The sequence below is a fragment of the Halpernia humi genome, from assembly GCF_900108025.1.
In the GTDB taxonomy this organism is placed as follows: Bacteria; Bacteroidota; Bacteroidia; order Flavobacteriales; family Weeksellaceae; genus Halpernia; species Halpernia humi.
Map to the genome: position 1 here is coordinate 548,208 of NZ_FNUS01000001.1, position 21,247 is coordinate 569,454.

At 32.8% G+C, this 21,247-nt stretch carries 19 protein-coding genes and 1 pseudogene; 10 read left to right on the top strand and 10 right to left on the bottom strand.

Features of this window, described 5'->3' with window-relative positions:
- Positions 1-30: 30 nt before the first annotated feature.
- The 6 genes and pseudogenes from C4S29_RS02570 (at position 31) to C4S29_RS02595 (ending at position 6,722) form a co-directional block, all read left to right on the top strand.
- Entirely contained in the window at positions 31-483 is a 453-nt protein-coding gene (locus C4S29_RS02570) for a MarR family winged helix-turn-helix transcriptional regulator (protein ID WP_103912555.1), read from the top strand.
- Positions 484-488: 5 nt separating this feature from the next.
- The gene (locus C4S29_RS02575) at positions 489-2,894 is read left to right on the top strand and encodes a 3-hydroxyacyl-CoA dehydrogenase/enoyl-CoA hydratase family protein (RefSeq protein WP_103912556.1); all 2,406 of its coding nucleotides are present in this window, start codon (positions 489-491) and stop codon (positions 2,892-2,894) included.
- Positions 2,895-2,915: 21 nt separating this feature from the next.
- Positions 2,916-3,278, top strand: a complete 363-nt coding sequence (locus C4S29_RS02580) for a four helix bundle protein (protein ID WP_103912557.1) — start codon at positions 2,916-2,918, stop codon at positions 3,276-3,278.
- Positions 3,279-3,324: 46 nt separating this feature from the next.
- A complete protein-coding gene (locus tag C4S29_RS02585; protein ID WP_103912558.1) occupies positions 3,325-4,509 on the top strand; it encodes an acetyl-CoA C-acyltransferase in 1,185 nt (394 codons plus the stop codon).
- Positions 4,510-4,543: 34 nt separating this feature from the next.
- Positions 4,544-4,900 (top strand): annotated as a pseudogene (locus tag C4S29_RS02590) (four helix bundle protein).
- 52 nt (positions 4,901-4,952) lie between these two features.
- Positions 4,953-6,722 (top strand): acyl-CoA dehydrogenase family protein, encoded by a 1,770-nt coding sequence (locus C4S29_RS02595; protein WP_103912559.1) that lies wholly within the window; start codon positions 4,953-4,955, stop codon positions 6,720-6,722.
- 100 nt (positions 6,723-6,822) lie between these two features.
- Here the strand turns inward: C4S29_RS02595 and C4S29_RS02600 are convergent, their stop codons facing one another.
- A complete protein-coding gene (locus tag C4S29_RS02600) occupies positions 6,823-7,299 on the bottom strand; it encodes an Hsp20/alpha crystallin family protein (RefSeq protein WP_103912560.1) in 477 nt (158 codons plus the stop codon).
- Between the two features lie 277 nt (positions 7,300-7,576).
- Between C4S29_RS02600 and C4S29_RS02605 the strand changes: the two genes are divergently transcribed.
- On the top strand, positions 7,577-8,815 hold the full coding sequence (locus C4S29_RS02605) for an NAD(P)/FAD-dependent oxidoreductase (RefSeq protein WP_103912561.1): 1,239 nt from the start codon (positions 7,577-7,579) through the stop codon (positions 8,813-8,815).
- Between the two features lie 59 nt (positions 8,816-8,874).
- Here C4S29_RS02605 and C4S29_RS14965 read toward each other — a convergent pair whose 3' ends face one another.
- Positions 8,875-9,009, bottom strand: a complete 135-nt coding sequence (locus C4S29_RS14965; RefSeq protein WP_262496751.1) for a hypothetical protein — start codon at positions 9,007-9,009, stop codon at positions 8,875-8,877.
- 232 nt (positions 9,010-9,241) lie between these two features.
- On the opposite strand from C4S29_RS14965, the gene C4S29_RS02610 reads away from it, so the two are divergent.
- From C4S29_RS02610 to C4S29_RS02620, 3 genes are read left to right on the top strand one after another with little or no spacing between them, the layout of a single operon-like run.
- Entirely contained in the window at positions 9,242-12,685 is a 3,444-nt protein-coding gene (locus tag C4S29_RS02610; protein WP_103912562.1) for a polysaccharide deacetylase family protein, read from the top strand.
- Between the two features lie 52 nt (positions 12,686-12,737).
- Positions 12,738-13,178, top strand: coding sequence for a phosphohydrolase (locus C4S29_RS02615; protein ID WP_103912563.1), 441 nt, complete (start codon positions 12,738-12,740; stop codon positions 13,176-13,178).
- A gap of 1 nt (position 13,179) precedes the next feature.
- Entirely contained in the window at positions 13,180-15,246 is a 2,067-nt protein-coding gene (locus C4S29_RS02620; RefSeq protein WP_103912564.1) for a M48 family metalloprotease, read from the top strand.
- Here C4S29_RS02620 and rluF read toward each other — a convergent pair.
- The 8 genes from rluF to C4S29_RS02660 all read right to left on the bottom strand — a co-directional run bounded on the left by rluF (position 15,243) and on the right by C4S29_RS02660 (position 21,197).
- On the bottom strand, positions 15,243-15,965 hold the full coding sequence (gene rluF / locus C4S29_RS02625; protein WP_103912565.1) for a 23S rRNA pseudouridine(2604) synthase RluF: 723 nt from the start codon (positions 15,963-15,965) through the stop codon (positions 15,243-15,245). The genes C4S29_RS02620 and rluF overlap by 4 nt on opposite strands.
- A gap of 5 nt (positions 15,966-15,970) precedes the next feature.
- Positions 15,971-16,528, bottom strand: coding sequence for a hypothetical protein (locus C4S29_RS02630; RefSeq protein ID WP_103912566.1), 558 nt, complete (start codon positions 16,526-16,528; stop codon positions 15,971-15,973).
- Between the two features lie 248 nt (positions 16,529-16,776).
- A complete protein-coding gene (locus C4S29_RS02635) occupies positions 16,777-17,685 on the bottom strand; it encodes a T9SS type A sorting domain-containing protein (RefSeq protein WP_103912567.1) in 909 nt (302 codons plus the stop codon).
- A 161-nt stretch (positions 17,686-17,846) separates the two neighbouring features.
- On the bottom strand, positions 17,847-18,536 hold the full coding sequence (gene truB / locus C4S29_RS02640) for a tRNA pseudouridine(55) synthase TruB (protein ID WP_103912568.1): 690 nt from the start codon (positions 18,534-18,536) through the stop codon (positions 17,847-17,849).
- A 2-nt stretch (positions 18,537-18,538) separates the two neighbouring features.
- Positions 18,539-19,045 carry a hypothetical protein gene (locus C4S29_RS02645; protein ID WP_103912569.1) on the bottom strand — a complete coding sequence of 169 codons (507 nt, stop codon included), beginning with the start codon at positions 19,043-19,045 and terminating at the stop codon, positions 18,539-18,541.
- Complete coding sequence (locus C4S29_RS02650; protein ID WP_103912570.1) at positions 19,046-19,864, bottom strand: undecaprenyl-diphosphate phosphatase; 819 nt, start codon at positions 19,862-19,864, stop codon at positions 19,046-19,048.
- A gap of 131 nt (positions 19,865-19,995) precedes the next feature.
- Complete coding sequence (locus C4S29_RS02655) at positions 19,996-20,301, bottom strand: DUF3098 domain-containing protein (protein ID WP_103912571.1); 306 nt, start codon at positions 20,299-20,301, stop codon at positions 19,996-19,998.
- On the bottom strand, positions 20,301-21,197 hold the full coding sequence (locus C4S29_RS02660; RefSeq protein WP_103912572.1) for a cell division protein FtsX: 897 nt from the start codon (positions 21,195-21,197) through the stop codon (positions 20,301-20,303). The genes C4S29_RS02655 and C4S29_RS02660 overlap by 1 nt, the downstream gene beginning before the upstream one ends.
- Positions 21,198-21,247 lie beyond the last annotated feature (50 nt).

A 21,247-nucleotide genomic window follows, 5' to 3' on the forward strand; every position in this document is an offset into this window, starting at 1 on the left:
GTATATTTGAGAAACAGATAATACAAAAAGATGAAAGGAAAAAATAATGAGAAAGTAGAGAATGTTGACTTAATATTGAAATCAACTTGGTTAGCTGTGTCTAAAATGTATAGTGAACTGGCGCAAGAATATGATTCTACCGCTGTGCAAGCACTTACACTTTTAAAAATTGATCCAAAAGAAGGCACAAGAAGCACCAATCTTGGACCGAAAATGGCAATAGAACCAACGTCTTTGACACGCATCATTAAATTACTAGAAGACAATGGTTATATCTACAAAGAAAAAACTACAACCGATAAACGCGAAGTCATTATCAAATTAACAGAAAAAGGTTTGAATTCTAGAAATATGTCCAAAGAAGTCGTGGTAAACTTCAATAAAAAAGTAATGGATAAAATTTCGCCTGAAAAGTTGGAAACCTTTAAGCAAGTGATGTCGCAAATTTTAAAAATTGCAAACGAAATAAATAACAAAAAATAACAAATATGAACAGACATATCAAACATGTAACTGTTTTGGGTTCGGGAATTATGGGTTCCGGTATCGCAGCACATTTCGCCAACATCGGCGTTCAGGTGCTTTTGCTGGATATCGTTCCCTTTGAACTCACCGAAGCAGAGACCAAAAAAGGTCTTACGAAAGAAAGCAAAGTGGTAAGAAACAGAATTGCCACTGAGAATTTTGTAAAATTACAGAAATCGAGCCCTGCTCTACTTTATTCGCCAAAATTTGCAGACCGAATTTCGATCGGGAATTTTGATGATGATTTAGAGAAAATAAAAAATACTGACTGGATTATTGAAGTGGTGGTTGAAAGACTTGACATTAAAAAATCGGTTTATGAGAAAATTGAACAATTCAGAAAACAGGGAACTTTAGTTTCTTCAAACACATCCGGAATTCCGATTCATTTCCTAATTGAAGGTAGAAGCGACGATTTTAAAAAATATTTTGCAGGAACACACTTTTTTAATCCCGTAAGATATTTACCGCTTTTGGAAATAATTCCAACAAATGACACCGATCCGGAAATCATCGATTTTTATATGTCTTATGGCGCAAAATTTTTAGGAAAAACGACAGTTTTAGCCAAAGATACACCTGCTTTTATTGCAAATAGAATCGGTGTTTTTTCAATGATGAACTTACTGCATATCGTAAAAGATTTAGGTTTAAGCGTTTCAGATGTCGATAAATTAACCGGACCAATTATCGGTCGTCCGAAATCAGCGACTTTTAGAACTGCGGATGTTGTTGGTTTAGACACTTTGGTTCACGTTGCCAAAGGTGTTCAAGAAAGCGGAACGGAACAAGAAATGTTTCAAAAAGGTTTTGCGATGCCATCATATATTGATTTTATGATGGAAAAGAAAATGCTTGGTTCTAAAACCGATGGCGGATTCTACAAGAAAATAAAAAACGCAGAAGGAAAACCAGAAATTCAAGGATTAAACCTTGAAACTTTAGAATACGAACTTCAAGGGAAAAATTCTTTTCCAAGTTTAGAATTAACTAAAAATATCGACCGCCCTTTAGACAGATTTAAAGTTTTAATTAACGGAAAAGATAAAGCCGGTGAACTTTACAGAAAATCTTTAGGCGCTTTGTTCGCTTACGTGTCGCATAAAGTTCCGGAAATTTCTGACGATATTTATAAAATTGATGATGCTCTTCGCGCCGGTTTCGGTTGGGAAAATGGCCCTTTCGAAATTTGGGATGCGGTTGGAATTGAAAAAGGAATTGAATTGGCAAAAGCAGAAGGTTACGAAGTTTCTGACTGGGTTAAAAATCTAGCCTCAAAAAATCTAACTTTTTATAAAGTAAATGAAGAAGGACAAAGCACTTTCGTCAATAAAGATTCAGGTGAATATTCAAAAATTCCGGGGCAAGATTCTTTTATAATTTTAGATAATATCAGAAAAAATAAAACACTTTGGAGCAATTCCGAAGCGCAAATTCAGGATTTAGGTGATGGAATCATCAATTTTGAAATCAAATCTAAAATGAATTCTCTTGGTGGTGGCGTTTTAGACGGCTTAAACCGCGCAATTGATTTAGCAGAAAAAGATTATGACGGTTTGGTTATAGCAAATCAAGGAACTAATTTTTCTGTTGGAGCAAATCTTGCAATGATAATGATGATGGCAGTTGACCAAGATTGGGACGATTTGAATATGGCAATCGCTTATTTCCAAAAATCCATGATGCGCGTTCGTTATTCTTCAATTCCAGTTGTAGTTGCACCTTTCGGGATGACGTTAGGCGGCGGTTGCGAAATGACAATGCACGCAGACAGAGTTGTTGCAGCGGCAGAAACTTATATCGGTTTGGTGGAAGTTGGCGTCGGTGTAATTCCCGGCGGAGGCGGAACTAAGGAAATGACTTTACGAACTTCAAGAGATTTCCACAGTGATGATGTTAAAAATAACCGTATGCGTGATGCATTTATGAATATTGCAATGGGAAAAGTAGCCACTTCCGCTTACGAAGCCTACGATATGGGAATTTTAGAACACGGAAAAGACATTGTAGTTGTTAATAAACAAACACAAATCAAAACCTCAAAAATGCTCGCATTAAGTTTAGCAGAACTAGGTTATACGCAACCAATCGAGCAAAAAGTAAAAGTTTTAGGAAAAGATGCTTTAGGAATGTTTTATGTAGGAACCGACCAAATGTTGGCAGGAAATTATATTTCTGAACACGACAAAAAAATCGCTGATAAACTGGCTTACGTAATGGTCGGTGGAAACCTTTCCGAGCCAACAATTGTAACAGAGCAGTATTTATTGAATCTAGAAAGAGAAACTTTCCTTCAACTTTGTGGCGAAAGAAAAACTTTGGAAAGAATTCAGTTTATGTTGCAAAAAGGGAAACCGCTTCGTAATTAGATATTAGATATTAGAAGTTAGATGAAAACGCATAGATTAAAAGAGTTACTAATTTGGAAGAAATCAATGCTTTTAGTTAAAGATATTTATCTATTAACTGAGCATTTTCCTTCAAATGAAAAATTTGGACTCATTTCACAGATCAGAAGATGTGCGGTTTCAATTCCTTCTAATATTGCTGAAGGCGCTGGCAGAAATAATCCAAAAGAATTTTATCAATTTTTAGGAATTGTAAACGGTTCCAGTTATGAATTAGAAACACAATTAATTTTATTAGTTGATTTAAACTTCAAAAGTGAAGAAGAAATTCACCCTTTATTAAATATTATAACAGAAATTCAAAAGATGATTTATAAATTCAAAACAAATTTAATGACAGGTTAATGTCTAACTTCTAACCTCTCATTTCTAATCTCTAAACTAAAAAAAAATGTCAAAACAAGCATATATAATTAAAGGTTACAGAACCGCAGTCGGAAAAGCACCGAAAGGTTCGTTAAGATTTACAAGACCAGATACAATGGCAGCAACCGTAATTGAAAAATTAATGGCAGAAGTTCCACAACTAGATAAAAACAGAATCGACGATTTAATCGTCGGAAACGCAATGCCAGAAGCCGAACAAGGTTTAAATGTGGCGCGTTTAATTTCATTAATGGGGTTAAATACCGACAAAGTTCCGGGCGTTACTGTGAACAGATATTGCGCTTCAGGAAGTGAAGCGATTGCGATCGCATCCGCAAAAATTCAAGCCGGAATGGCAGACTGTATCATCGCAGGTGGAACAGAATCCATGAGTTATATTCCGATGGGTGGTTACAAACCCGTTCCACAAAGTGATTTCGCAAAATCAAACCCAGATTATTATTGGGGAATGGGTTATACGGCAGAAGAGGTTGCAAAACAATATAAGATTTCAAGAGAGAAGCAGGATGAATTTGCTTTCCACTCGCACGAAAAAGCCTTAAAAGCCAATGCAGAAGGCAGATTTAAAGACCAAATCGTTCCAATTCCAGTCGAATATACTTTCCTAAACGACCAACAAAAATCTGAGACCAAAAAATTTGATTTTTCCGTCGATGAAGGACCAAGAGCCGGAACTTCCATGGAAGCCTTGTCAAAATTGCGCCCAGTTTTCGCCAATGGCGGAAGCGTTACTGCAGGAAATTCCTCACAAATGAGCGACGGTGCAGCATTCGTAATTGTAATGTCTGAAGACATGGTGAAAGAATTAGGTTTGGAACCTCAAGCGAGATTGGTGGCTTATGCAGCCGCTGGTTTAGAACCAAGAATTATGGGCATGGGTCCACTTTACGCTGTTCCAAAAGCCTTAAAACAGGCGGGTTTAGAATTAAAAGATATTGATTTAATTGAATTAAATGAAGCATTCGCCTCACAATCTGTGGCTGTGATGAATGAATTAAATTTAAATCCAGAAATCGTAAACGTAAACGGTGGCGCAATTGCACTTGGACATCCGCTTGGTTGCACGGGAACAAAATTAACTGTCCAATTATTAGACGAAATGAAAAAACGCGGCAACATGAAATATGGAATGGTAACCATGTGCGTAGGAACCGGACAAGGTGCAGCGAGTATATTTGAGTTGCTATAAAATTTTAGATTTTAAATTATAAATTTTAAATGAGATGAGTTTCAAAGAAGATAATGTAATTCAGATAAAGACCTTTGATTTTGCTTTGCAGATTATAAAATTTTACACTGTTTTCAAATCTCAAAATGAATTTATTTTATCTAAACAAATTCTTCGATGTGGTACGTCGATAGGGGCAAATGTAGAAGAAGCAATCGCAGCGCAATCTAAAAAAGATTTTATTTCCAAATTATCAATTGCAAATAAAGAAGCGAGAGAAACCAAGTATTGGCTAAAACTTTACAAATCTTCTAACCTAATTAATGTAGAAGTTGATTGCTAATTAAAAGAAATTGAAAGTATAATCAATATTTTAACAAAAATAATTAAAACATCATCTCAAAATTTATAATTAAAATCTAACACAATTTAAAATTTAAAATCTATAATTTAAAATTAATACAATGAGTAATACTAATAAAGGCGGCGAGTTCTTAATCAAGCAAACGCCTGCACAAGAAATTTTCACCTTAGAAAATTTATCAGAAGAACAAAAAATGATGCGAGATTCTGCTAAAGAATTTATCGACAGAGAAGTCGTGCCAAAACACGACAGATTTGAGCATAAAGATTATGCTTTAACCGAAGAAACCATGCGAAAACTCGGTGAAATGGGCTTTCTTGGTGTTACCGTTCCAGAGCAATATGGCGGTTTAGGAATGGGTTTCATCACTACTCTATTAACTTGCGATTACATTTCTGGTGGAAACGGCTCTTTGGCAACCGCTTTTGGTGCACATACCGGAATCGGGACTTTACCAATTTTGCTTTACGGAACCGAAGAACAAAAAAATAAATATTTACCAGATTTAGCAACCGGAACAAAATTCGGCGCTTATTGCTTGACCGAACCAGACGCCGGTTCTGATGCAAATTCTGGAAAAACAAGAGCAAAACTGTCTGAAGACGGAAAACATTACATCATCAACGGACAAAAAATGTGGATTTCTAATGCAGGTTTTGCGGAAATTTTCATTGTTTTTGCCAAAATTGATGATGATAAAAACATCACTGGTTTCATCGTAGAAAAAGAAGGAGCTGAAGGTTTATCTTTCGGAGAGGAAGAACACAAATTGGGAATCCGCTCTTCTTCCACCCGCCAAGTTTTCTTTAACGATATGAAAGTGCCGGTAGAAAACCTTTTGGGAGAAAGAAACAACGGATTTAAAATCGCTTTAAACTCTTTAAATGTTGGTAGAATTAAATTGGCCGCAGCAAATATTGACGGACAACGACGTATTTTCGGTCATGCTGTAAAATACGCCAATGAAAGAAAACAATTTGGTGTTTCTATTTCCACTTTTGGAGCAATCAGAAAAAAAATAGCCGAAATGGCAACAGGTATTTTTGTGAGCGAAGCCGCAACTTACCGCGCTGGGAAAGACGTTCAAGATAAGATTGATGAATTAATAGCCGGTGGAATGGGCCATCAAGAAGCCGAACTAAAAGGTGTGGAAGAATTCGCAGTTGAATGTTCAATTTTAAAAGTTTTTGTTTCAGATCTTACGCAACATTCTGCAGATGAAGGCATTCAGATTTATGGTGGAATGGGCTTTTCCGAAGACACACCAATGGAATCTGCGTGGAGAGACGCCAGAATTGGCAGAATTTACGAAGGAACAAACGAAATAAATAGATTGCTTGCAGTTGGAATGTTAATCAAAAAAGCCATGAAAGGCCAACTAGATTTAATGGGACCTGCAATGGCGGTGAGCAAAGAATTAATGGGAATTCCATCTTTTGAAACACCAGACTATTCTGAATTTATGTCAGAAGAAAAAGCAATTATAGAAAACCTGAAGAAAGTTTTCTTGATGGTTTCTGGTGCTGCGCTTCAGAAATTTATGGCCGATATTGAAAAACAGCAACATTTATTATTAAATGCTTCAGAGATTTTGAACCAAATTTATATGGCAGAATCTACAGTTTTACGTGCAGAAAAAAGTTTTGATGCCGATTCAGTAGAAGCAGCCATGGCAAAATTAAACCTTTACAAAGCCACAGAAAAAATTATTGAAGCAGCAAAAGAAGGCATAATTTCTTTTGCAGAAGGTGATGAACAAAGAATGATGCTTTCCGGTTTACGAAGATTTACAAAATACACCAACACACCAAATGTGATCGCTTTAACTGAAAAAATTGCAGCGCATTATGTTGAAAAAGGTGCTTACTAAATTATTCACCCAAAATCCTGACAAAAATTTTACTTTACTTTTAAACAAAAAAATGAGGTCTTTTTGGACCTCATTTTTAATGCAAAGGAAAATTATTTAATTACGAAATTTCAATACTTCTTGGTGCTTTTTTCTTTGCCTCTTCTTTTTTCGGCAACGAAATGCTTAGAATTCCGTCCGTATAATTGGCATTTATAAATTCATCTTCTACAGTCTCTGGTAAATTAAAAGTTCGTTTAAAAGACGAAAAACCAAATTCTCTGAAAGTATAATTTTCATCGTGTTTTTCATGATTTTCTTTGCTTTCAGCGGAAATCGATAAAATACCATTGTCAACTTCAATTTGGAAATCTGTCTTTTTCAGTCCAGGAACAGCCATTTCCAGAGAAAAAGAATCCGCAGTTTCTTTGATGTTTACTTTCGGAAGAGACATCCCGGTATTAAAATTAGAGTTAAAAACTGACGGTAAATCTCTAGTAAAGATTTCATCTAGAAAATCACTTAAATTTCTAAAATTTACATTTGAATTTGTTTTTGTTAAAGTTCCGTTTTTAGGAACAGTCATTAAATTGCTCATAATTACAAAATTTTAAATTAAACATTCATTAAATTTTAAATTCAAATTATCTTTTGAACTCTGAACATAGTTTTACAAACAAAATACCAAATTAAAAGAAAGGCATTTTAAGGAAATTTTTTCAGTCAAAAACTATTAGAAATGTCATTTTTTCATTTTTAATGACATTTTTTCATTTTTTTTAAATACTTAAAACCATAATTTTCTTTAACGAATCACAAGTAAATTCATATCTTCCAAACGAAAAATACTAATTTTGCAATTACTATAATTTTATATGAAAAAAGAATCAAAAATCTGCATTATCGGCGCCGGAATCAGCGGTTTGATTGCTGCACAAACTTTAGAAAAAGAAGGCTTCTCACCCACTATTTTAGAAGCCACAAATTCTGTTGGCGGACGCGTTAAAACCGATATTGTAGAAGGTTATCAATTAGATCACGGTTTTCAGGTTTTATTGACTTCTTATCCGGCGGCTAAAAAATTTTTAGATTATAAAGCTTTAGAATTACAAAAATTTTTGCCAGGCGCAACAATTTTTAATGAGGGAAAAGCGCAAACAATTGGCGATCCGCTTCGAGATTTTTCGTTGCTTTTTCCAACTATTTTTGCAGGAAATATTCCGATTGTTGATAAAGTGAAGATTCTTCAATTAAATTTAAAATTAAAATCAAAAAGTTTAGATGAAATTTTCGCTGAAAAAGAAATCAGCACTTTAGAATATTTACGGAATTTTGGATTTTCACAGAAAGCAATTTCTCAATTTTTCAAACCATTTTTTACTGGTATTTTTCTGGAAAATAAACTAGAAACTTCCAGCAGAATGTTTGAATTTGTCTATAAAATGTTCGGCGAAGGAAATGCAGCCTTACCAAAGGCTGGAATTCAGGCGATTCCTGATCACTTATTTAAAAATTTAAAATCAACAAGAATTCTTTTTAATACCAAGGTTTCCTCTGTAAAAGACGGCGAAATTACTTTAGAAAATGGCGAAATTTTAGAAAGTGATTTTACGATTATTGCGACAGATTTAGGTAATTTACTTTCTGAGTCAAACAAAAAATCAACCACTTGGAAATCTTGCAAAACGCTTTATTTTGAAACAGAAAAAAGAGTTATTGAAAAACCTTTAATCGGACTTTTAGCGAATGAAAATTCACCAATTAATAATATTTTTTATCATAAAAGTTTGGCAACAGAAAGTCATTCTAAAAATGAATTACTTTCCGTAACGGTTATTGATTCAAAACATTTAAACGAAAATGAACTCATTAAAGTTGTAAAATTGGATTTAAAAAAACATTTCAATATTGATGTTTTAAGATTAATTAAAATGTATGAAATTCCGCAAGCACTACCCGATTTAAAAAATTTAAAATACAGTTTAAAACCTTCTGAAACGCGCTATTCTTCTCAAATTTTCTTGGCTGGAGACACTTTGCTAAATGGCTCTCTAAATGCGGCGATGCTTTCCGGTGAAAGTGCGGCCAATGCGGTTTTAGAAGCAGCAAAATAATTTATCTATTCATTGATTTTTTCTTTAGGTAAGGCATAAAATCGGACTGAAAAATAACATTAACACGCACAAAGCCAAGATATTTTCCCTAAAATTGAAAGAAAAACCTCAAAAATTTTCCCTTTTCCAACATTAGCAGCATCAGAAAGAAAACGAGAAAGATGTAATAATAAACTTGAAGAATCATTTTTCATTTTAATTTCTCAATTTTCGTTTTAAAACAGTAAAGATGGAAAGTCTTTTTAAATCTTGCTTTTTTTATGAATTTGAAAGGAATTTTGTTTATTCTCTTTTTAATATTTCAACAAATATCTTATGACATAATGAATTCTATCATTATCACAATTTAAAAATTTAGCAAAATTTTAATAAAAAAATAAATTGCAATAAGGAAAAACTAATATAAATTTGAAAAAAATTTGTTAGATGTCAGATAATGGAAATCAAGTATTTCAAACCTTAAATAATAAGCGCTACAGCCGCACTAAATGGACGTTTAGAATTATTTCGGCACTTATCCTTACAGTTGTAATTTTGGTAATATTCACAGTTATAAGAGGGAAAAATCCGTCTTTGCCGCAAATGAATTCTGTGAGCAATGCTTACAAAACGAAATTAGACCCAAACTCCACTTTTACCTTAGAAACGAAACTGAATAAAAAGTTTAAAGGTTTTAAAGATTTTTTAAATAAAAGAATTGCTTTAGAAAATAGCAGTAGCAAATTAAAAGATGCAAGATTAGTCAGAGGTGCTTTTTACGTGCCTTGGAGCCCGCTTTCTTTATCTGATTTACGCACTAATGGAAATAAATTGAACACCATTTATCCGGAATGGTTTTTCATCAACCCAAAAACTTATAGATTAGACAGCAGAATTGATAAGGATGCGCTTGGTGTGATGAAACATTTTGGTTTGAGCATTCAACCGATTTTAAATAATTTTATTTCAATTCCTGGCAAACAGGGCAATTTTAGTGGTGATTTAATTAAAACTGTTTTGCACAATCCAAAAATTCAAGATCAGTTGATTTCAGATTTAATTCAGACCATTAAAAAAAATCAATTACAGGGAATAAATATTGATTTTGAAGAAATGAATGAGAGTTCAGATGAATATTTGAATGCTTTTTCTAAAAAATTATATCTTGCTTTTAAACAAAATAATTTATTAGTTTCTATCGATGTAATGCCAGATAATTCTGATTATAATTTAAAATATTTAAAAGATTTTACAGATTATTTTATTGTTATGGCTTATGATCAATATAATGATTCCTCGCAAGCAGGCCCCATAAGTTCGCAAAAATGGATTGAAAAGCAAATGGATGATGTCGCAAAAATTGTCCCAAGCAATAAAATTATTTTAGGTGTTGCAGGCTACGGAAGACAGTGGATTACAGATAGTAACGGCACACACACTGAAGATATCACTTACAGCCAAGCGGTAGATCGCGCTAAAATAAGTAAATCTGAAATCGACTACGATGATGATACTTACAATTTGCATTACGATTATAATTTTGCCGGAAGTGAATCTGATGATGCTACGAAAAATTCAGTTTGGTTTACAGACGCTGCCACAACTTATAATATTTTGCGTTATTCTGATGATTATAGAAATGCCGGAACTGCACTTTGGCGTTTAGGGAGCGAAGATCCACGTATTTGGAATTTTTATATGCGAGATTTAAGTTCGGATGCCATTACAAAAAAACCGTTTAATTATACACTTTTAACAATGATGCCGGCTAATTTCAACGCCAAGCCAACTTCTGTGGGAAGCGGTGAAATTCTAAATATTCTCTATTCGCCCCAACAAGGCCGCACAAAAATTGAGATTGATAAAAATGAAAATCTAATTTCTGAAGAACATTACACCCAACTTCCATCTGGTTTTTTATATGAAAAATTTGCGGAAGACACTACCAAATTAGGACCTGGTCATAAAATAATTTTAACTTTTGATGACGGCCCAAGCGCAGAATGGACGCCCAAAATTTTAGATATTTTAGAAAGAGAAAAAATCCCTGCTACATTCTTTTTAATTGGTGAAAATGCTGAAGCAAATATACCATTGGTGCAAAGAATAAACAGAGATGGATTTGAATTTGGCAACCACACTTTTACGCACGGGAATTTGGCTAAAATGTCCCCAGAAAGAGCAGATTTAGAACTTAAAACCACGCGTTCTTTGCTAGAATGTATCACGGGGAAATCCACAATTCTATTTCGTGCGCCTTATAATGCCGATTCTGAGCCGCAAACTTATGAAGAACTAGAACCGATTGCCAGAAGTAAATCTAGCAATTATATTACTGTTGGCGAAAGCATCGATCCAAATGATTGGGATCCACGGATGAATGCAGACAGTATCGTAAACCGCACGATAAGATTTGCAAACCAAAATGATGCGAGTATTATTTTGCTTCACGATTCTGGCGGTGAAACGCGGCAGCCGACTGTAGATGCTCTACCAAGAATTATAAAATATTTCAAAAGCAGGGGCTGTAAATTTACAACCATTGCAGATTTAATGCACGTAAAAGACAGCGAACTAATGCCACCTGTGGCGAGAAGTTGGAAAAATAACGTCAACTTTATTTTTGTTTCAGCAAGTTATTGGCTCGGGCAATTCATCTACGTTTTGTTTCTTGTTGGCATCTTTCTGTCGATTGCGAGAATGGTTTTTATGGGAATTTTGGCTTATTTACAGTCTAAAAAAGAAAAAAAATCAAAGGTAAAATTTAAAGGTATTCCAGATGGCTTGAAGGTGAGCGTGATTGTGCCTGCTTTTAACGAAGAGATTAATGCGGTGCGAACCGTAAATTCTTTGCTAAAACAAGATTATAAATATCTCGACATCGTTTTTGTGGATGATGGCAGTAAAGATGCTACTTTTGAAAATGTGAAAAATGCTTTTGCCGGTAACGAAAAAGTTAAGGTTTTAACTAAAATTAATGGTGGAAAAGCCTCTGCTTTAAATTATGGAATTTCGCATACCAATTCAGAATTTGTAGTTTGCATTGATGCCGATACACAATTAAAAGAAGATGCAGTTTCACGTTTGATGGATGCTTTTTATATGGAAGAGAAACCTCAAGAAACTGGTGCTGTTGCAGGAAATGTGAAAGTTGGGAATGAAGTAAATATGATTACGAAATGGCAAAGTATAGAATATATCACATCGCAAAATTTTGATAGAAGAGCTTTTGGTTTATTAAATTGTATCACAGTTGTTCCGGGTGCAATTGGCGCTTTTAGAAGAAAAGCCGTTATTGAATCTGGCGGTTTTACTACCGATACTTTAGCCGAAGATTGTGATCTTACAATGCGTTTGCACAAAGCGGGTTACATTATTGCAAATTGTAATGACGCACTTTCTTTCACAGAAGCACCAGAAACAATCAATCAGTTTTTAAAACAAAGATTTCGCTGGAGTTTTGGGATTTTGCAGAGTTTTTGGAAACATAGAGACGCCATTTTTAGAAAAGAATTTAAAAATTTCGGAAGAATTGCATTGCCTAATATTTTATTGTATCAAATTCTCTTGCCATTTTTAGCCCCCTTGGCAGATTTACTTTTGGTAATAAGTTTAATTTTATCCGGATTTGGGTTGATTGTTGCAGATCCGGTTCACATTGTTTTATATTACATTATTTTTTCTTTGGTGGATATTTTGGGAGCAGCCATTGCTTTTGCCTTTGAAAGAGAAGATTTTAAAAAATTAATTTGGATGATTCCTCAACGCTTGGTTTATCGACAAATGATGTATTATATTTTATTCAAATCCATCAGAAAAGCATTAAAAGGCGAAATTCAAAATTGGGGTGTTTTGAAGAGAACAGGAAATAATAAGTTGGAAAGCGCCTAAAATTTTTAAATAATAATTTTATTTTAAATCACATTTTTATTACTTTTAATTGATGAAGAAAAAACTTTTAAACAAAGCCATTAAAATTGCGGAAAAAGCCCATAGAAAGCAAACCGACAAATTTGGTGCTCCGTATATGGGCCATGTAATGCGCGTGATGAATGCTGGGAGAACTTTAGATGAAAAAATTGTGGGAGTGCTGCATGATGTATTGGAAGATTGCCCCGAAATCACATCTGAAACATTATATTTTGAAGGATTTACCGAAGTTCAAATTTTCGCGATAGAATGCTTAACAAAAACTTCAGATTTGATGGATTATGATAAATTTATTAAAAAAGTAGAACAATCGCCACTCGCAATTGCCGTTAAAATAAATGATTTGAAAGACAATATGGATCTTACAAGGTTTACGGGTTTAATGACAGAGCGAGACTTTAAAAGAATAAATAAATATCTAAAGGCGTATCAGTATTTAACAGAAAAGTATTAATATGCGAAAACATTTACCCCCTATTTCCAATCAATACAAAAAAGCAGTTACCAGTTCTGTAATTTTAGTTTTATCATTTTTTTTAATTTATGGTCTTTTGATAATGCTTTCTTTAGCATTAATAGTACTTTTAGGCTATTTCGCCATTCAAATTATCGCTATTCAAGTTAGCTATTGGTCGCTACTTTTAGGCATTGGTGTCTTTAGTATGGGCGTTTTCATTTTTATATTTCTAGTAAAATTTATTTTTACTAAAGATAAAACCGATCACAGTTTACTGATTGAAATTAACAGAAAACATGAGCCAAAATTATTTGAACTCATTGATGAAGTGGTAGAAAATGTAGGTACACAAAAGCCAAAAAAAGTACTACTTTCCCCAGAAGTAAATGCTTCAGTTTCATACAATTCGGTTTTTTGGAGTATGATATTGCCAGTCAAAAAAAATCTGACAATTGGCTTAGGTTTAATTAATTCTACCACAGAAAGTGAACTAAAAGCCATTTTAGCGCATGAGTTCGGGCATTTTTCGCAGCGAAGTATGAAGGTTGGTAGCTATGTAAACCAAGCAAACAAAATGGTTTTCAACACTTTATATAAAAATGAAAATTTTGATAGTACTCTAAATTCATTTGCAAAAATGCATGCATTAATAACTTTATTTGCGCAGTTTTCTTATTTTATAATTTCTGGCATAAAATGGATTTTACAAAGAACACATAATTTCCTTTACAAAAAACACATGTCACTAAGCCGCCAAATGGAATTTAATGCAGACGCAATTGCAGCAACTGTAGTTGGTTCGGAAGTTAATTGCGAAGCCCTTTTACGTTTAGATTTATCGGAAATGGCGCTTAATAATTCCGTAAATTTTTATCTAAATTCTCCTGAAAAGTGCATAACAAAAAATATTTATGAAAACCAAAATTCATTGATGACTATTTATGCAAAAGAATTTAATTATAAAATTGAAAATGAACTGCCGAAAGTTACTTTATCAGATATTTATAAGTTTAATCATTCGAAATTACACATTGAAGATCAATGGGCATCGCATCCTACAATGCAGCAACGTGTGGAAAGTATAATGAAACTAAATATTCCGTCGGAAAATCTGCATAATAATTTGGCTAAAAAAACGCTTAATCATTTCGATAAATATTCGGAAGCCTTAACTCAAAAATATTTAGCGGCAAATGGAATAAATTACAACAACAAGTTCATATCTAATGATGAATTTTTAGAAAAATTTGAAACTACTGCCTCATCCTTTAAATTTCCCGAAATTTTCAACTCTTATTTTAATCTGAAAAACCCGCCGCTAATTTCCATTGAAGACATTAAATTAAATAATGATGAGCCATCTTCAACTGATTTTTTCAACGATGAAAATGTGAATAAAGTTTTTGAAATCAGCACTATTGCAAGCGAATTGCAAACTTTAGAGGTCATTAAAAATAAAGATTATAAAATAAAAACTTTTGATTATGATGGCCTAAAATATTTTGCCAAAGACGCCCATAAAGTCCAAAAAAATTGCGAGAAAAGATTAGAAATTCTAAAATTTGAAATTGAAAAAAACGATCAAGATTTTCTTCAATTTCTATCTAGAAACATAAAAAATGAACGTAGGAATGACTTTGAAAAATTTTTAGAAAAATATATAAAAGCCGATTCTCACTATGAAAACTATATGCAAGGATTTCAAAAATTCGTGCCATTTATTGATTTTATGAGAACCACTTTGCCTTTTGAGCAAATTAGAAAAAAACGTTTTGAACTAGCAAAGCCAGAAGAAGAATTTAAACAATTGGTGAAGAATCTCATTGCAGAAGATGATTTTAATAGTCAAATAAAAGAAGAAAATTTAAAACTACTACAAGAATATCTCGTTTCAAATAACAAATATTTTGAGTTTAATAAATACATCAATTCCGAAACAACAATGCTTTTTGAAGTTTTAGATGTTTTTTTTGAAATACTGAGCAATCAATTTTTAGAAGCGAAAAAGAATCTTTTAGAATTTGAAGCTGAAATCTACAAGGAAATTTTATCTGAGAAAATTTAATCAGATGTCTTGCCAGAATCCTTCAGCAATTGATTCAAATCTTGCAATTCTTCCTGCGTTAAATCTCGCCATTGTCCAGAAGGTAAATCAAGTTTGATATTCATGATTCGCAGCCGCTTTAGTTTTTTCACTTCATAGCCAAGATATTCGCACATTCTGCGGATTTGGCGGTTTAAACCTTGCGTTAAAACAATTCTAAACTGAAAAGTATCTAATTTTTCAACTTCGCATTTCTTAGTAATTGTATCTAAAATGGGAACGCCATTTTTCATTTTTTCAATAAAAGTATGCGTGATTGGTTTATCTACGCGAACTAAATACTCTTTTTCGTGGTTATTTCTAGCACGCAAAATTTTATTTACAATATCGCCATCGTTGGTCATTAAAATCAGACCTTCACTTGGTTTGTCTAATCTACCAATTGGGAAAATTCTTTTTGGATGATTCACGAAATCTACAATATTGTTTTTTTCTCGTTTTTGATCTGTGGTGCAGACAATTCCGATGGGTTTATTTACGGCAATATAGATTGGTTTTTCTGTATTTTCTTTAATTAATTTCCCTTCTACCCTTACTTCATCTTCATCAGAAACTTTAGTTCCCATTTCTGGTATTTTTCCATTAATGGTAATTTTTCCTTCTTCTAAAAGTTTGTCTGCGGCTCGTCTGGAACAAAATCCTGCTTCCGATAAATATTTGTTAATACGTGTTTTTTCCATTTATATTAAAGGTCTTTATTGCTGAAAAGTATGATTCCGTAAGAAATTCCGATGAAGATAGTTCCGTTTCCATCAATAATTTGATCATCTAAATTAACTTGAAATTGATGCCCAAATCTTTTACCAAATGGTTCTATCATCCCAAAACCAATTCCTACGAAGCCGGCCTCTTTTGCAGCGGTTTGATTTATTTTTCTTCCAAAATTTGCAAAAAAATAGGTATAATCTTCATCTTTTAAATCTCCAACAAAAACCTGTGGTTGAACTTTAAAATAAATCAAATGAAAATTGGGATCGATATAACTGTAACGCAAACCGCCACTTAATGAAAACCAATTTAGCGGGTGATAGCCAACCATTGCACTAAAACCATAATGATATTTTCCCGGTGGCAGTTGATCTTTTTCGTATTGTGATTGCGCCTGATTGGTTCTAATAATATCACCTAAATCGAAACCAATATTTGCATCTATTGAAGTAAAAATGCCTAATTTATTCGATTTTTCTTGGCTGAAAAACAAGCCTGAAGCAAGTATAGTAATTATTAAAATTATTTTCTTCATATTAAAATGGAAATGCGTTTTCGAGAAATTTAGAAGACACATATTTTAAATTAAAATTCCCGATTTACTACAGTTAAGTGCAAATAAGTACACGCCAAATTCCGAAAAATATTTAATGATAATGATTTTTCAAAAATTTAAATTTTGATGTTTTTTTTAATTTCAGCAAAAATACGGGATAATTTTAGATAAAAAAAGACATCTTATTTTTCAAACAAGATGTCTTAATTTAAAATAAAAAAAGGATTTTATTTCTTAATTACTTTTGCAGAAGACGTTCCTTTGTCCGTTTTCACTTTCATAATATAGAGACCTTTTTTCAAATCTGCTACATTCATGGCTTCAGAAGCATTTCTAAATGTTTTTACAAGTTTACCAGAAGCATCAAAAAGCTGTGCACTTTGGACTTTTCCGTCGGTATTTACTTTTACAAAATCTACCATAGGATTTGGAAACACTTTTAATGAATTTTTGCCAGCAGACACTTCATCAGTAGCCAAAGTTGCATCTTTCACTACAATATGATCAAAATAGACATCTGTGCCGAAATTATCTATATCAAAATCAATTTCAGATAATTCTGTTCCTGTCCCTGTGTATGAGAAAGTACCAATATTCACGTTATTTAATAAAACTTTAATTGTACTAGTAGAAAAATCTATTTGAAATTCTAAATGGTTCCATTGTGTGGCAGTATAACCAGTTAAAGTAGTTGCATTGCCAGTAGAATCATAAAAATCTACATTTCCTTCATATGTAAAATCAACAGAGCCAACGTAATCTCCATTATTATCATATAAATCCATAAAATTATCTGAGCCACCTAATGCCGGTACAAAAATATCGTAAGAAACTGAAGTGTTGCTATAAAAAGGAATACCACTAATGTAAAAACCACTGAAAACATTATCACTGTAGTCAATAATTTTTACTGAGTTATTACCATCGGAAAATTGTTCCGTAGAAACCTCCGCAGTGCCTGATTGCGAGGTGCTAACGCCGTTAAGGTCAGCGACAAAAGTGTCAATATAAGCATTTTGTCCTAAAACGTCTCCAACTGTAAAGCCTTCAGAAGTTTCAAAAGAAAACGTTGTTTGTGCTTTTGCATTGCTAAAAATTATTGCAGATACAAAAAGAGGGAATAGAAATTTTTTCATATAAACTTTATTTAAATTAGTTAATACAATATTACTAAAATTTATTTCATAAAAAAAAATCCTTTTTAACTTATTTTAAATAAATTTTTGCCCATAATCATTTCTAATAATTATTATCATAAAATATTTATTAGTAAAACAATATTTTGAAAGAAATTATTTTAGAACAGAAAGTCTTCAGAAAGAAAAGACGTACTTGCCTTTTCTATAGTATAATTTCCAATTTTTGTTCGCCTCAAATTTGTTAAATAAGCGCCAACTTTCAATTTCTGACCAATATCGTGCGCCAAACTTCTAATGTAAGTGCCTTTGCTACAGCCTACAGTGAAGCGAACAAAAGGCAAATCTATTTCTATTTCATTTATGTAAGAAATGGAAATTGTTCGCGTTTTCATTTTTACTTCTTCACCCGCTCTTGCTAAACTGTAGGCTCTTTTTCCATCAATTTTTACTGCTGAATGAATGGGCGGTTTTTGTTCTATTTCGCCGACAAATTTCTCTAAAGTTTCATAGATTTTTTCTTCTGTAATTTCAGAAATATCATTTGGTAGAATTTCAGGTTTTTCTGTGTCGTAACTTTCTGTTTGAGCGCCCAATTTTATTTCTGTGCGATATTCTTTCGGCGCATCTTGTATTTCCGAAATTTTTTTGGTGAATTTCCCAGTACAAACAATAAGCAAACCTGTCGCTTTTGGGTCTAAAGTTCCGGCGTGACCGATTTTAAATTTTTTAGGTAAATTAAACTGGTTTTTTAGTTTAAATTTAATTTTATTTACCGCCTGAAAACTCGTCCAATCCAAAGGTTTGTCGAGGAGAATGATTTGTCCGTCTAAAATATTTTGGGAAGTCATATCTAATTTTCTATTTCAATAAAATCTGCAATTCTTTTTACATTTTTATTTTTCGTAAAGGTTTCTTTACTAATAATTTTATAATTGCAATTTTCACTCTTCGGAATAATAAAACATTTCTTTCCATTTTTGAGGTAATAAACTTTATCAAAAGGAAAGATTTCAATACTATTATTAGGGTCTATATCTGTTAAAGAATTCGGTTCTAATTTAAAATTATAATCTAAATTAGACGTGAAAGTATATTTTTTATTTGAAATTTTATTTAGTGGAAAATAAAATCTAGTTGAATCTATATTAAATTTTTCTGCATTATCCACCTTCTTAAAAAAATACATTTCTCTTTTTTCAAATATAGTTCTATATTTTTGAGCAAATTTTTCGTTTTTTAGTTCAACGTAAATTTCAACCGATTCAGCTGAATTATTCTGAACAAAAAGCGTATAAAGTGGTGAACAAGAATTAAGTAAAATGAAAATTGCGAAAAAGAAAATTATCTTTAATTTCATTTACTGAAATTTATAAAAATAAACCAAAAGGACCAATCCCACAATAATTCTATACCAACCCCAAGGCTTGAAACCGTATTTATTAAGCAAACTGATGAAGGATTTTATGGCGATTAATGCTACTACAAAAGCAATAATATTTCCCAAGAAAAATAATAAAATATGTTGATGATCGGCCATTATCATTGCGTAACCTTTACTTGCCTCGGGCGTTCCTTTGCCCCAAGTTTTTACGAAAACAGAATAAATTGTAACCGCAGCCATTGTAGGAACAGCAAGAAAAAACGAAAATTCTGCGGCCGCTTTTCGGGTTAATTTTTGCGTCATTCCACCAATGATGGACGCTGCACTCCTACTCGTTCCAGGCATCATGGCGAGACATTGCCAGAAGCCAATAATAACTGCTTTTTTTATAGACAATTCTTTTTCGCTGTGAACGGTCGGATTTTTAAACCAATTATCTACAAACAATAAAACAATACCTCCCAAAACCAACATAGAAGAAATTGCAATTTGATTGCCCAAAACAGCCTCTATTTTATCATCAAATAAAAATCCCAAACCAAGCGCAGGCAAAACCGCAAAGGCCAGTTTGTAATAAAATTTGAGATTAGAAAAATCAAAAAACTTTTTCCAATACGCTACAACTACTGCTAAAATTGCCCCAAATTGTATTGAAACCTGAAACATTTTTAAGAATTCTGTTTCTTGCATTCCCATCAAATTGGCCGCAAATCCCATGTGCGCGGTAGATGAAATGGGTAAAAATTCGGTTAAACCTTCGATGATTGCCAGAACTATTGCTTGTAATGTATCCATAGTTTAATTAAAAATTTGCTTGCCGTAATTTGCGTTGGTTGAAAAATTTTATGAACTTGTTTTAAAAAAAAACTTTGTCAATCCCAAAAATTTCGGAATTGACAAATTGAGACTTTAAAATTAAAGATTTTTTAAACTTTATTTCTTTTGAGAATGGCAAAAATCTGAATCACAAATCCACCAATCACCATTAAAGGCGCAATTCTTACCCTTCGAATAGAAAAAATGGCTTCGTTCCACACGTTAGGATCGTATTTGCCATCAACTGTGTTTGCATCTGGACCCATCATTAATATAAACCCCAAAACAGTGATTACCAAACCGATAATCATCCATTTAAAATTTTGTTTTCCAAAATAAAATTCTTGATTTTTTTCTGGTTGATTTTCCTTTTTGCCATATTGATCGGCGGAAAATTTTTTGATTTTTTGTGCCATTATGAATAATATAAATCATCTGCATTTGACCGTAGAAAACGCCAAGTTGCGACTATTGTGCTTAAAACTGTGATAAAAATACCAAGGCCAAAAACGCCTATAACGAGATAAATATATTGATTGGTTTCTTGCACGAAAGGCGTTTTGATATTGGTTGTAAAATAATACCAAATCCCGAAAAGCGCCAAAAGACCTAAAACTGCACCAACTGCACCTAAAATAGCAGCTTCAATTATAAACGGCTTCAATATAAAGCGCCTTTTTGCACCAACCAACTGCATTGTTTTAATAATAAATCTCTTTGAAAATATTTTTAAACGAATAGAATTATTGATTAAAACTATGGCTAAAACCAAGAATAATAGGGATAAACCTAAAACCCATTTCAAAATAGTATCTAATTTGCCATAAACTTTCGCCGAATCTGAATCGTTTTTAACATCTACAATTCCGGGGATACTTTTTAATTGTTTGATTGCCGTTTTTACATTCAGAGAATCTGTATATTCTGGCTTTAAAGAAACTTCAACAGAGGACGGAAAAATATCTGCATCAAACAAGGCTTCACTATCAACTCCCAAACTTTTTTTGGCTTCTAAACTCGCTTGTTTTCTTGAGATGTAGGTGGCGCGGCGAACACTCGGCAAAACCTCAATTTTCTTTACAGCTTCTTGCTCTAGCGCAGCCACTTTTATGGAATCTTTTGCGTTAAAATTTTGATCAAAATAGGCATTCACAACCAGTTGCTCTTTTAAATAATCCGAGTATTTTTGAGCATTTAATAAAATCAGACCAAAAAGCCCCACCAAAAATAAAACCAGCGCAATACTTACTACCACTGTAATGTTGCTGGATCTGAGCCTACTTTTATTAAAATCTTCTACCGTCTTTGCCATTAAATCTTGAATTTTGCGCTAAATTAGAAAAAATCTTCCGAAATTTACGC

Excerpts from the sequence above, each read along its gene's own strand:
- C4S29_RS02630 (WP_103912566.1), bottom strand. The coding sequence starts at position 16,528 with ATGAAGAAAATAATTTTAATAATTACTATACTTGCTTCAGGCTTGTTT.
- C4S29_RS02650 (WP_103912570.1), bottom strand. The coding sequence starts at position 19,864 with ATGGATACATTACAAGCAATAGTTCTGGCAATCATCGAAGGTTTAACC.
- C4S29_RS02660 (WP_103912572.1), bottom strand. The coding sequence starts at position 21,197 with ATGGCAAAGACGGTAGAAGATTTTAATAAAAGTAGGCTCAGATCCAGC.
- truB (WP_103912568.1), bottom strand. The coding sequence starts at position 18,536 with ATGACTTCCCAAAATATTTTAGACGGACAAATCATTCTCCTCGACAAA.
- C4S29_RS02585 (WP_103912558.1), top strand. The coding sequence starts at position 3,325 with ATGTCAAAACAAGCATATATAATTAAAGGTTACAGAACCGCAGTCGGA.
- C4S29_RS02655 (WP_103912571.1), bottom strand. The coding sequence starts at position 20,301 with ATGGCACAAAAAATCAAAAAATTTTCCGCCGATCAATATGGCAAAAAG.
- C4S29_RS02620 (WP_103912564.1), top strand. The coding sequence starts at position 13,180 with ATGCGAAAACATTTACCCCCTATTTCCAATCAATACAAAAAAGCAGTT.
- C4S29_RS02570 (WP_103912555.1), top strand. The coding sequence starts at position 31 with ATGAAAGGAAAAAATAATGAGAAAGTAGAGAATGTTGACTTAATATTG.
- C4S29_RS02615 (WP_103912563.1), top strand. The coding sequence starts at position 12,738 with ATGAAGAAAAAACTTTTAAACAAAGCCATTAAAATTGCGGAAAAAGCC.
- C4S29_RS14965 (WP_262496751.1), bottom strand. The coding sequence starts at position 9,009 with ATGAAAAATGATTCTTCAAGTTTATTATTACATCTTTCTCGTTTTCTT.
- C4S29_RS02635 (WP_103912567.1), bottom strand. The coding sequence starts at position 17,685 with ATGAAAAAATTTCTATTCCCTCTTTTTGTATCTGCAATAATTTTTAGC.
- C4S29_RS02595 (WP_103912559.1), top strand. The coding sequence starts at position 4,953 with ATGAGTAATACTAATAAAGGCGGCGAGTTCTTAATCAAGCAAACGCCT.
- C4S29_RS02575 (WP_103912556.1), top strand. The coding sequence starts at position 489 with ATGAACAGACATATCAAACATGTAACTGTTTTGGGTTCGGGAATTATG.
- C4S29_RS02645 (WP_103912569.1), bottom strand. The coding sequence starts at position 19,045 with ATGAAATTAAAGATAATTTTCTTTTTCGCAATTTTCATTTTACTTAAT.
- C4S29_RS02580 (WP_103912557.1), top strand. The coding sequence starts at position 2,916 with ATGAAAACGCATAGATTAAAAGAGTTACTAATTTGGAAGAAATCAATG.
- rluF (WP_103912565.1), bottom strand. The coding sequence starts at position 15,965 with ATGGAAAAAACACGTATTAACAAATATTTATCGGAAGCAGGATTTTGT.
- C4S29_RS02600 (WP_103912560.1), bottom strand. The coding sequence starts at position 7,299 with ATGAGCAATTTAATGACTGTTCCTAAAAACGGAACTTTAACAAAAACA.
- C4S29_RS02605 (WP_103912561.1), top strand. The coding sequence starts at position 7,577 with ATGAAAAAAGAATCAAAAATCTGCATTATCGGCGCCGGAATCAGCGGT.
- C4S29_RS02610 (WP_103912562.1), top strand. The coding sequence starts at position 9,242 with ATGTCAGATAATGGAAATCAAGTATTTCAAACCTTAAATAATAAGCGC.